Here is a 10,611-nt window from a genome sequence, read left to right as displayed (position 1 = left end):
GACCGAGGAAATGTCTCGGCTGGAAGACCGCACACGAGGCCTTCGCGGAGGAAGTGTTGCGCTTAATTTGACAAACCGTCATTAAAAATAACACGAAAAAAAAGAGGCTGACCTAGGTCAGTCCTCTCTGCGTTTACGGGATGTCCCGTCCGAATATGATCTGCTCGACGGTTCGCATCGTCGGGAACGTCTGCCCGGATTTCGCCTGCATCGTCACGAGCGCATATTGTTTGCCCGCTTCCTCCATTAGAAAGACCATCGTATAGCCGGATTCATCCGTATAGCCGGTTTTCGTCGCCTGGACGAGGTCAGAGTAATGGATGCTTCGTTTGTTGATGGCAGAACCAAGGTGATACCACCAACGCCGTTTCAAGTTTCCGTCCTTGTCAACGAAGTTTGCCTCGTATTCATATGTACCGGCAATCTCGACGAGTTCCGGATAGCGGCCGAACACGTACGTAATTTTGGCCATGTCGCGCGCGGTCGTGTAATGGTCCGGGTCCGAGTACCCGTGGGCGTTCATGAAATGGGTGCCCGTCAATCCCAAGACGGTCGCCCGTGCGTTCATCAAGTCGACGAATTCACCAGTCGTACCGCTCACATATTCGGCGAGGCTGTTCGCCGCGTCATTCCCAGACTCTAGCAACGTCGCATAGAGTGCTTGGCGGACGGAGAGTTGGTCACCGATCGCGAGATGGGCGATGTGGCTGTCCCACGGGATATCGAGTGTGGAAGATGTGATGTTGATGAGCGGAGCGTCAAGTTCGTTCGAGGCTGACGCCTTCTCATAAGCGAGGAGGGCGGTCATCAATTTCGTCGTACTCGCCGGGAAGACACGGTCCTCCCCATTTTTGTCCATGAGAATGACGCCATCGGTCAAATTGACGAACGTCATGGCGCCGACAAGGATGTCGTCATGGGCAACGGCCGCGATCGGTCCTTGTTCCCATTCGTTCATCGGAATCACAGGGAAATCTGGCCCTTGACTGACTGTGGTCACGACTGGTGCGGCGACTTTCGGCTCGACTGGCGTTTCACGTTTGAACCCAACGAGTGCTGGGATGAGCGCGATGACGGCGAGAAGCGCAAAGCCAAAGAGGAGGCGCCGCATCATATACGTCTGTTTTCGGTGTCTGCGTGTTTGATTCACAATACATTCGCCCCTTTATAGTTTACTTTTCTACCATAATGGATAAGCGACACATGATTCGTCTGAAAATTCTTAAAATAGGTCAATATTTTTCAAATCATTCGTCTCTTCCCACTAAAGGAAGCGGGAGTTGAGGACTGATAGGGTAAGGAGCGGATGTGTCGAAACGATAGGCAAGGTGAAGCGAATATAATAAAGTAGAAGTGTAACGACATAACGCATAGAAGTGTAACGACATAACGCATAGGAGTGGTATCGAGATGGAATTGACGAAACAGTGGCGTGACCATTTTAAACAACTACGGGCTTTTGATGAGGCAATCTCTCTTTTGTATTGGGATATGCGCACGCAAATGCCAGAACAATCGGCGCCGCTACGGGCTGAGACGATCGGGTATTTGTCGACGGAGGCGTTCAAGCGGCAGACGAGCGACTCGTTCAAGCAGCTTCTCGAAGAGATGGAAGCGGCGAACGGGTTGACCGCGACCGAGAAACGGTCGCTCCAAGTGGCGAAAACACAATACGAACGGAACGCAAAAATCCCGGCGAGTGAATATCAGGCGTACGTGACGCTCGTCTCCGAGGCCGAAACGGCGTGGGAGAAGGCAAAAGAGCAGAACGATTGGGGCATGTTCGCGCCGTTTTTAAAAAAGATCCTCACGTATCAACGAAAGTTTGCCGACTATTTCGGTTACGACGCGCACCCGTATGATGCGCTCCTGTACGATTTTGAGCCGGGTATGACGGTCGCGCAACTTGACGACCTGTTCGAGACGCTCCGCGACGAGCTCGTCCCATTGATTCGTAACTTACCGGGCGGCACCGCCTCACTTGATTGGTCAATGAACGAAAAAGCACAAGAGCGGATTTGTCATGACTGGATGCGAGTCGTCGATTATGACTTGAGCCGAGGACGGCTCGATGCGACCGTCCATCCGTTCGAGATCACGATCAATCGTCGGGACGTCCGTATCACGACCAAATACGATGAGGCAGATTTCCGGAACGCCTTGTTCGGGACGATGCATGAGGCTGGTCATGCGACGTATGAGCAACAGATCGACGAGTCGCTCGATGAGCTCGGACTTGGGGGAGGGGCCTCGATGGGGATTCACGAGTCACAGTCGTTATTTTTTGAGAATTTCGTCGGTCGCAGCATCGCCTTCTTGAAGAGCGTCTATCCGAACCTGCAGGCCGAACATCACGCATTGCAAGATGTCGACTTTGAGACGTTCTATGCCGGAGTGAACGAGGCGAAGCCGTCGCTCATCCGCATCGAGGCCGACGAACTGACGTACAGCCTTCACATCATCATCCGCTACGAACTGGAAAAAGCGCTGATCCAAGGAGATCTCTCTGTCGACGAGTTGCCCGCGGCATGGAACAAACTTTACAAAGAGTATCTCGGTGTCGACGTCCCGAGCGACGCGAAAGGCGTGCTGCAAGACGTGCACTGGGCCGGTGGGTCGTTCGGTTACTTCCCGAGCTATGCGCTCGGATTGATTTATGCGGCCCAGTTGACGGAGTCGTTACGAGCGGAACATCCGGATTTCGAGACGTGGATCGCGACAGGCGAGTTCGCACCCATCAAACAGTGGCTCGCAACGAACGTGCACCGTCATGGAAAAACGCTCACACCAAACGAGTTGATTCGCACTGTCACCGGGGAAGACATCTCGGTCCGTCCGCTCGTCCGTTATTTGACGTCCAAGTACGGAACGGCGTGAGGACAATCCGATGAAGCTTTTCGCACACCGCGGAGTGATGGCTCACTATCCGGAAAACACGATGTCGGCGTTCCGGGCCGCGATTCATACCGGTGCTGACGGCATCGAGACGGACGTTCATATGACGCGCGACGGGATACTCGTGCTCATCCATGACGAATCGCTCGAGCGGACGACGGACGGGCGTGGACGTGTCGTCGACTTGACGTTTGCCGAGCTTCGAACGGCTAACGCCGCGGTCCATTTCGGGGGAGACGAACCGGTGCCGACACTTGAAGAATTTCTAGCGCTGGCCATGCCGACGACGTTGTGTGTAAACCTTGAACTGAAGACAGATATCGAACATTATCCGGGCATCGAAGAGCGTCTCGTCGAGGTCGTCGAGCGGACCGGTTTTCCTGCCGATCGCCTTGTGATCTCTTCGTTCAATCATGACACGTTAAGGCGTTTACGGAAGTTGACGACCGAGTATGAACTGGCGGTCCTCTCCTCGAGACGGATCGCGGACCCGGTCGCTTACTTGAAGCAACTCGATGCGAGCGCGCTCCATCCTAGTGTACGAGCGTTCACGGACGCTGAGATCGAGGCGTTAGTCGAAGCCGGTATCTTCGTCCGACCATACACCGTCAAGACGCTTGATCAATTGGCGCGGTTCCGGAAACTCAATGTGGATGCGTTGTTCGTCAATGACATCGAGTGGGCCCGAACACATTTGAACCTGTGATGATGCACATCACAGGTTTTTTTGAGCGGGCTACAGGGTAGTATGAAGAGTGTAAAGAAAGCGGTATCATCCGGACGGTCGTCGCAGCACATTATGGACACACTGTCATCTTTACGCCGTTGCTCCGTTGTCTTAAGTTTAAGATGTCACCAGCTACATAGCAATCAGATGTAGCACGCTATGCAGCATCACACCAAACTTGTCGTACGCAGTCAATCGGTCAACCCAAGGGGAAAAAGGAGGAAATTTCACATGAAGAAATTGATGTCTTTACTCGGAACGCTCGCACTCGCGTTCGCACTCGTCTTACCAGTCAGCGCGGACGGCCATGAAGGCGATGCGATGGTCCGGGTGCTTCACGCTTCACCTGACGCACCGGCGGTCGACGTGTATGTCAACGGCGAAGTCGCGGTCGAAGGCGCAGAGTTCAAAGCGCTCACAGATTATTTGACACTACCAGCCGGTGATTACAACGTTGAGATCAAGCCAGCCGGTGACACGGAAACGGTCGTCGTCGCAGCTGACCTCTCGCTCGAAGCCGGCAAGTTCTACACAGCGGCAGCAATCGGTCAATTAGAAAACATCGAGATCGCAGCGATGGAAGATGACGCCAACTTCGAAGACGGCAAATCGAAAGTCCGCGTTGCCCACTTCTCACCAGATGCTCCAGCGGTAGACGTCGCGCCTAAAGGCGGAGACCCGCTCTTCTCGAACCTCGAGTTCAAAGCGGTATCTGACTACGGCACGCTCGATGCTGGCACGTATGACCTTGAAATTCGTCCAGCCGGAGCGACAGACGTCGTGAAAGCGCTCGACGGCGTTGCTCTTGAAGGCGGCAAGAACTATACAGCATTCGCAATCGGTCTTCTTGAAGGAGAGCCGGCGTTTGAAGTATTGCTCGCAGCAGACGGTGGGGAAATGGCCGGAGCTCCTGAAACAGGACAAGGCGGTCTCGCCCAAACTGCTTCAATGAACTGGTTGCTCGCAGCAGCGGCACTTGGTGCGGCAGCAGCTGGCTTCTACGTCTTTCGTCGTAAACAGCAAGACGCTTAAGTTACTCTTGATTGGGACGTTCCTATTTCTCACGGTTTCCGCCTCGGCCGATGCGCCTGACGCAACGCCGAAGCTGAAAACGGTCGGTTTTTCTGAACCGCTCGTGCTCGCCTCGACCGAAGTCGAGCGACAATCGTTTCACCGTGAGACGTTCATCCCGAAACGATTGATCATCCCATCGATTGACGTCGATGCGAAGGTGCAACCGGTCGGGAAAGACCGACTCGACCGGATGGACACCCCGGATCATGTCAACGAAGTCGGATGGTATCAATATGGCGCCAAAGCTGGTGCCCTCGGTAACGTCGTACTGTCTGGTCATCTCGATGATCTGCAGGGTCCTGCCATCTTTAGCGACCTCGGGACGTTACAGCGTGGAGAGATGGTGACACTCCAGCATAGCGAACAGGTTGCCAAATACGAGGTCGTCTCTGTGGAACGGTACCGGCTCGAAGATGTGCCGCTCGCTTCGATTTTCGCAGCGACACAATCTGAGCGGTTGCAACTCATCACGTGTGCAGGTCCATACGATCCTGAACACGGGTATCGTGACCGCATCGTCGTGACGGCCAAACTTATACGTTGATTAAATCGACAGCCCGGAGTGATTGCTACTCCGGGCTGTTTGTCGTTTAATTAGGTGAAGCCAATCTTCCATTCAATACGCAGAACGGGGATGAATACGATCACGTTAATAAACAAATATGCCTCGTCGGTCGGATTATGGTTGATCATCTGGTTCCTCGCCTATACGACGGTGGACAATATCGGATGGAGTGTTCTGATTGCGACAATGAGCTATCTGGTCTTGCGGAGCGTGTTCAAAAGATCAGAGCAAAGACAGACGCGGACGTTTGAACGAAAACTTAGAGGTGCGCGTCTCCGCAATGAGGAGGAATTGTATACCGAAGAAAAACGCAGATGGGATCAGTTGGGACGGGACCGAGCGGCTGACGATAAAAACATCGATAAAAAATAAGCCACAGACCTCATCCAGAAGATGGGGCTGCGGCTTATTTTTGATGTCGACGTAGACTGTTAGGCGTCCATGCGGTCGAGCAACTTCGAGAGGACAATCAGTTCTTCGTCCGAGAAGTCCTCAAACACGTCCATCAAATATTCGATCTTCATATCTTCTAACGTTTCGAACAAGGCGCGGCCTTCTTCTGTCGCTTGAAGTTCAACGACGCGACGATCGCGTTCACTGCGCTCACGCGAAATGAGACCTTTCTTCGTCAACTCGTCCGCTAACGCGGTGATCATCGACGCTGAAAATTGGAACTCGTTCGACAGGGCCGAAGCGATTTGCGGGCTCGTTTGGCAGAGCGACCGAAGGATGAAGAATTCATTGCGTGTTAAATACTGTGAGAACATCGCCCGGAGGTTTTTTTTCACTCCGCGATAGTTCATGCGAATCCCGCGTTCAGCGTCAGCAACGAGCTGACGGCGGGATGCTGTTTGGACAGGTGTTGTCATCCTCGGAAGTCCCTCCTACTAAAAAATCATTATTTGCATATATTTCAGAACATAAAAACATTCTACATCAAAAACATGAAGTCTGTAAAGTTATGTTGGCTCTTCTCGGACGCGTAATTGTTGGATAATTTCATCATAATGTTTCAAATCCGGATAGAACCGGCGGAAGAAGAACTCGATTTGTTGATCGTCTCCTTCGGCGAGCAGTTTTGCCAGGACGGCATAGACGACACCCATGCCTTGGCGCGGCAAAAGAGAAGACGGCAATAGGGTGGCACAATTGACGGCTTGTTTAAAATAATGTTCGAGCGTGTCACTCAAGTCTTGGAACGTCCGGATCTCCGCATAATGGAACATGCGTGTCAATTCAATGATCGTCGAGAGGTCCGTCTCGAGCAGCCAGTCGCTTTGGAAAATGGCGTTATCGAGTTTCTCGACGGTGATGTCATTGGCGATATAGTAGTTCAAGTTGTCACGGGTGATCGTGACTTCCTCCGGTGACTCGACGATGCGTTCGACCGTCTCTTGCTCAAACGTGCGCAGCTGTTTTCGAATGTTCACGAACTCCGAGTCAGCGATCTCAAGCAGTCCGGCGACCCGGCTGAAGCTACGTTTGATTTCCGGCGGCACCGCGTTCGGATTCTTATACCCGAGGTCGTGCTCGATTTCGGCCCAAGCGTGTTGCAGGATCGACCGGACTTGAATCTCTGCCTCTTTCTCCTCATAGCGGCGGTATTCGCCGAGCGCTAGCCGCTTTTCGTTCAGCCCGACGACGTAGTGGACTGATAAATACCCGAATTCGTTCGGGTCGAGCAACGTCGACTTGTCAATCGACTGCTCGCGGTCGATCCGAAACTCTTCTTCGAGGATTTGGGCGACGGCGCGCACGTCATCGTGAAAATAAGTCACGATCCGAATACCGGCCAAGTCTTGCACGTCACGGAGCGACCGGTATTGATACGGTTTCCTTGATAGTTTGGCGTAGAGGCTCTCGGCTTCCTTCGCCCGGGCGACGATGGAATGGAACTGAATTCCGGCATCATCGAGTAATTCGCTAAGTAGTTGTTTCAGCTTGGCGGCGAACGCCTCGTAGTCTTCCTTCTCATTCAAGTAATCGAGCATGATCGCATTCATGTCTTGTGTCGGCATCCGTATCACTCCTTGTCTCGTTGTCTTAAGTATAGCATCATTGAAATGAGGACACATATGACGCAAACATGGAAATCAAGTCGGAGGTACGAATATGAGAGCACACCATTCGTTCGAATCAAGCGAACAAGAAATATTGGAGATTACGGCGTCCCTCTTGCAACAGTCCGGTTACCGAATCTCGCGCATCCAAAAACAAGGAACGACGCTATCTTTCACTGCCACGTGTGCAGCGGTCGCCTCTGAACAGGAAGAGCGGGCTCGGATTGAAACGCTCGTCGAACATTTCGCGATTGAGTGCTGGTCGGTTCGATTCGTGTGAGGATGCCTTTTCGATGATCACCATAAATCGGGTTTTACGTCTCATTTTTGGGGAATAGTATATTATTCGATTTTTATGAAGGTGAACGTTTAGGAGGATGAATAATGTTAGAAACGAGAATTGTACGAGATATGATGTCGGTCGACCATGAAGTGAACGGGATGGTTTCGGGCGGCTGTGTGAACGAACACATTTACTTATTCGCGAAAGACGAAGAATTGACGCTCCGCCTCGCCGCTGAAGCAGGCGTCCAGCCTTACCGCATCACGGAGAAAGGGCTCTGGGAGTCACTCGTCTCGAAATTCACGAAAAACTCAGACGATCGGATCGAACAGTTGGAAAGCCTCGGCTTGACAAAAGAAATGGTCGAATCGCTTGAAGGCGAGATTCAAGACGGCAAGATCGTTCTCGTCTGCGACAAATCATAATGCACTCATGCAGAACGGACCTGACGCGCGCGTCAGGTCCGTATTTTTCATGATTTCGTATCGTAATAGGCGTCGACGATTCGTTTGAGTGACCGTTCGTTCAAATCGAGCGGTGCGTACCCGGCCTCGGCCAGAAGTTGTTTCGTGTTCGTATCGACGAAGTTGATGTCGCGATTCAAATACGGGTTGAATACTTTGACCATGTCATTGAACGCCTGCTCGACGACGCTCAAAGACGATGTCGGTGTGTCCGTGATGTGTAGATGAGGGAAGGCGAGCGCGTGTTTCATGTAGTCGAGCATGTCTTCGTTGCGCGGTGGTGTGTCATTCGTCACGTTGTAGATCGTGTTCGGACGAGCGTGTTCGATCGCGGCGAGAAGGACGTCAGCAACGTAGTCGACCGGGACAAGGTTCGAAGTCCCCGTTTCGGAGCCGACGAGACGAATCGGCCCGTCCGGCGCACCACGACGTTCAAGGCGGCGCTTGAACACCTCGAGCGCACGCATGTAGCCGTACATCGTGAATTTCGAGTCGGCTTCGCCGGTCTTCGAGTCCCCGACGATGATAGCAGGACGGAAAATCGATACGTCGAGATGATACCGCTCGTCCCAGACCGCCTGTTCCGCATGGGCTTTGCTCTCCTCATACGGGTTATGGAACGGCTGGTCCGTCGCATAGAGCGTCTCATGTCCGATTTCACGGACACCGAGCGTATAGGCCGTGCTGACGTGGAAGAAGCGGGGGCACTCGAGCGCTTTCGTGAGCGCGAGTGCTTGTTTCGTCCCAGTCAAGTTCGTCTCGAACAGCTCGTCCCGGAGCTCTTCGTCGAACTTGACGAGCGCTGCCATATGGAGCACCAGGTCGATCTTCTTTTTGTTCGTCCCGATGAATGCGTCATCGGCGCCGAGAAGGGGAGACGTCAAGTCCCCGGCGAGGACGTCGATGGATGCAAGTTCTGTCGTCGAGAAGGTGCGCTTCACTTTTTCCGGTGAGCGGGCGAGCAGATAGAGCCGATGCCCCCGTTCGATCAATTCCCGTGCCAACCGTCCTCCTAAAAATCCTGTCGCGCCTGTCATAAATATGTTCACAGTGTTCTTCCTCTCTGTCTCAGTCTTCCTCCATCATACCAACATGGGGCCATTCGAGCCACTTTGATCATTTGTTTTCGATTTTGGGGTTTAACAATTTTTAAAGTGGGTTATGACTTAAAGAGAAGCGTACGCAAGGTACGTCATGACAGTGTTGACCTGTCAAATAACTTAAGTGAGGTTTTTTAGAATCATGGCAAATCTATTCGGAACTGATAAGGATGGCTACAGGAAGCAGCAAGCAGAGATTGAGAAAGCGGTCGAAGAGAAAGGGATCACCCAGATCCATATGTATTTCTCGGACGTCCTCGGAGATTTGAAGCTATTGACGCTGTCTGCAAAATTGTTGCCGGAAGTCTTTGAAGGGAAAACGATGTTCGACGGATCGTCCATCGACGGGTTCTCTTCCATCAAAAACTCAGACTTATTCTTACGCCCGGATTTAGATCGTCCACGGTACGAAAAAGACGGTGACGAGAGCATCCTCGCCTTCTTCTGTGACGTTTGTACTTCTGAAGGGGAGCGATACGAGTTTGATCCCCGGAACGTCTTGAAAGATGCGCTCGAGCGTGCTGCCCGTGACGGCTACTCAATTTTCGTAGGGGCCGAGCCGGAGTTCTTTATCTTTGACGAGAACGGTGAATTTTATGACGAGGCCGGATACTTCTCGACCCGCTCGGAAGACAAAGGCTATGAGGTACGCCAACATATCGCCAACCGCTTGAGCGAAGTCGGCTTCAATATCGAGGCGGTCCACCATGAAGTGGCGCCGGCCCAGCATGAGATCGGTATCAAGTATGACGATGCACTCCGTACGGCCGACAATATCCAGTTCTTCAAGGAGATCGTCCAGCTCGCCGCCCAAGAGAAGGGCGCGAAAGTGTCATTCCTACCGAAGCCGCTCCGCGATGTGAACGGTTCGGGGATGCATTTGAACATCTCGGTCTGGAAGAACGATAAGGATGGAAAACCGACAGACAACGCCTTCGAGGAGCCGGATGCGGATTACGGTCTGTCTACGACGGCCCGTCACTTCATCGAAGGGATCTTGAAGCATGCGCGTGCGACCGCCATCTTCACGAACCCGCTCCCAGAATCGTATGAACGTCTCGTCCCTGGTTTCGAGGCGCCGGTCAACATCTGCTGGAGCCCGTCGAACCGAAGCTCGATGATCCGGATCCCGGCATCGCGCGGTAGTGCGACACGCGTCGAAGTCCGCAACCCGGACCCGAGCGCGAACCCGTACTTGGCGCTTGCCGCTCTCATCTACGCCGGTCTCGAAGGAATCGAGCAACAGCTTGAACCGTCGGCACCAAACGAAGATGACTTGTTCGAGTACTCGGCGAAACAAATCGAGAGCCAAGGCATCGCCTCGCTCCCATCGACGTTCCACGAGTCGATTCAATCGCTCAAGTCGGACAGCTTCCACAACTATTTCAACGAAGATTTGATCGATCGTTACTTGTCGCTCATCCAAGTCCGCAAGTAATAAGT

12 protein-coding genes are annotated in these 10,611 nt (G+C 52.8%); 8 read left to right on the top strand and 4 right to left on the bottom strand.

Annotated elements, in window-relative coordinates:
* Nucleotides 1–133: 133 nt before the first annotated feature.
* Complete coding sequence (locus tag L971_RS11885) at nucleotides 134–1,150, bottom strand: D-alanyl-D-alanine carboxypeptidase family protein (RefSeq protein WP_231557605.1); 1,017 nt, start codon at nucleotides 1,148–1,150, stop codon at nucleotides 134–136.
* Between the two features lie 260 nt (nucleotides 1,151–1,410).
* Here L971_RS11885 and L971_RS11880 point away from each other — a divergent pair, with 260 nt between their 5' ends.
* The 5 genes from L971_RS11880 (at nucleotide 1,411) to L971_RS15190 (ending at nucleotide 5,633) form a co-directional block, all read left to right on the top strand.
* Nucleotides 1,411–2,877 carry a carboxypeptidase M32 gene (locus L971_RS11880; protein WP_047376012.1) on the top strand — a complete coding sequence of 489 codons (1,467 nt, stop codon included), beginning with the start codon at nucleotides 1,411–1,413 and terminating at the stop codon, nucleotides 2,875–2,877.
* 10 nt (nucleotides 2,878–2,887) lie between these two features.
* Nucleotides 2,888–3,601, top strand: a complete 714-nt coding sequence (locus tag L971_RS11875) for a glycerophosphodiester phosphodiesterase (protein ID WP_047376009.1) — start codon at nucleotides 2,888–2,890, stop codon at nucleotides 3,599–3,601.
* A gap of 252 nt (nucleotides 3,602–3,853) precedes the next feature.
* A complete protein-coding gene (locus L971_RS11870) occupies nucleotides 3,854–4,654 on the top strand; it encodes a DUF4397 domain-containing protein (protein WP_024371934.1) in 801 nt (266 codons plus the stop codon).
* Complete coding sequence (locus L971_RS11865) at nucleotides 4,602–5,240, top strand: class F sortase (protein WP_228617006.1); 639 nt, start codon at nucleotides 4,602–4,604, stop codon at nucleotides 5,238–5,240. The genes L971_RS11870 and L971_RS11865 overlap by 53 nt, the downstream gene beginning before the upstream one ends.
* 90 nt (nucleotides 5,241–5,330) lie before the next feature.
* Nucleotides 5,331–5,633: a hypothetical protein gene (locus L971_RS15190; protein WP_047376005.1), complete on the top strand. Its 303-nt coding sequence runs from the start codon at nucleotides 5,331–5,333 to the stop codon at nucleotides 5,631–5,633.
* Nucleotides 5,634–5,692: 59 nt separating this feature from the next.
* Here the strand turns inward: L971_RS15190 and L971_RS11855 are convergent, their stop codons facing one another.
* Both L971_RS11855 and L971_RS11850 read right to left on the bottom strand, forming a co-directional pair.
* On the bottom strand, nucleotides 5,693–6,130 hold the full coding sequence (locus tag L971_RS11855) for a MarR family winged helix-turn-helix transcriptional regulator (RefSeq protein WP_034806634.1): 438 nt from the start codon (nucleotides 6,128–6,130) through the stop codon (nucleotides 5,693–5,695).
* A 90-nt stretch (nucleotides 6,131–6,220) separates the two neighbouring features.
* On the bottom strand, nucleotides 6,221–7,279 hold the full coding sequence (locus L971_RS11850) for a GTP pyrophosphokinase family protein (RefSeq protein ID WP_197053179.1): 1,059 nt from the start codon (nucleotides 7,277–7,279) through the stop codon (nucleotides 6,221–6,223).
* A gap of 94 nt (nucleotides 7,280–7,373) precedes the next feature.
* On the opposite strand from L971_RS11850, the gene L971_RS11845 reads away from it, so the two are divergent.
* Both L971_RS11845 and L971_RS11840 read left to right on the top strand, forming a co-directional pair.
* Nucleotides 7,374–7,601 carry a hypothetical protein gene (locus L971_RS11845; RefSeq protein WP_047376003.1) on the top strand — a complete coding sequence of 76 codons (228 nt, stop codon included), beginning with the start codon at nucleotides 7,374–7,376 and terminating at the stop codon, nucleotides 7,599–7,601.
* Nucleotides 7,602–7,705: 104 nt separating this feature from the next.
* Complete coding sequence (locus L971_RS11840) at nucleotides 7,706–8,029, top strand: general stress protein (RefSeq protein WP_029334989.1); 324 nt, start codon at nucleotides 7,706–7,708, stop codon at nucleotides 8,027–8,029.
* A 47-nt stretch (nucleotides 8,030–8,076) separates the two neighbouring features.
* Here L971_RS11840 and L971_RS11835 read toward each other — a convergent pair whose 3' ends face one another.
* Entirely contained in the window at nucleotides 8,077–9,117 is a 1,041-nt protein-coding gene (locus L971_RS11835) for an SDR family oxidoreductase (protein ID WP_047376001.1), read from the bottom strand.
* A gap of 193 nt (nucleotides 9,118–9,310) precedes the next feature.
* Here L971_RS11835 and L971_RS11830 point away from each other — a divergent pair, with 193 nt between their 5' ends.
* Nucleotides 9,311–10,606, top strand: coding sequence for a glutamine synthetase family protein (locus L971_RS11830; protein ID WP_024371927.1), 1,296 nt, complete (start codon nucleotides 9,311–9,313; stop codon nucleotides 10,604–10,606).
* The last annotated feature ends 5 nt before the right edge of the window (nucleotides 10,607–10,611 follow it).

It is taken from the genome of Exiguobacterium sp. ZOR0005 (genome assembly GCF_000798975.1).
Lineage (GTDB): Bacteria > Bacillota > Bacilli > Exiguobacteriales > Exiguobacteriaceae > Exiguobacterium > Exiguobacterium aurantiacum.
Note: the sequence above shows the minus strand (reverse complement) of the source record. Positions and strands in the feature narration are given on the sequence as shown.

Excerpts from the sequence above, each read along its gene's own strand:
- L971_RS11840 (WP_029334989.1), top strand. The coding sequence starts at position 7,706 with ATGTTAGAAACGAGAATTGTACGAGATATGATGTCGGTCGACCATGAA.
- L971_RS11850 (WP_197053179.1), bottom strand. The coding sequence starts at position 7,279 with ATGCCGACACAAGACATGAATGCGATCATGCTCGATTACTTGAATGAG.
- L971_RS11880 (WP_047376012.1), top strand. The coding sequence starts at position 1,411 with ATGGAATTGACGAAACAGTGGCGTGACCATTTTAAACAACTACGGGCT.
- L971_RS11845 (WP_047376003.1), top strand. The coding sequence starts at position 7,374 with ATGAGAGCACACCATTCGTTCGAATCAAGCGAACAAGAAATATTGGAG.
- L971_RS11875 (WP_047376009.1), top strand. The coding sequence starts at position 2,888 with ATGAAGCTTTTCGCACACCGCGGAGTGATGGCTCACTATCCGGAAAAC.
- L971_RS15190 (WP_047376005.1), top strand. The coding sequence starts at position 5,331 with ATGAATACGATCACGTTAATAAACAAATATGCCTCGTCGGTCGGATTA.
- L971_RS11830 (WP_024371927.1), top strand. The coding sequence starts at position 9,311 with ATGGCAAATCTATTCGGAACTGATAAGGATGGCTACAGGAAGCAGCAA.
- L971_RS11855 (WP_034806634.1), bottom strand. The coding sequence starts at position 6,130 with ATGACAACACCTGTCCAAACAGCATCCCGCCGTCAGCTCGTTGCTGAC.
- L971_RS11870 (WP_024371934.1), top strand. The coding sequence starts at position 3,854 with ATGAAGAAATTGATGTCTTTACTCGGAACGCTCGCACTCGCGTTCGCA.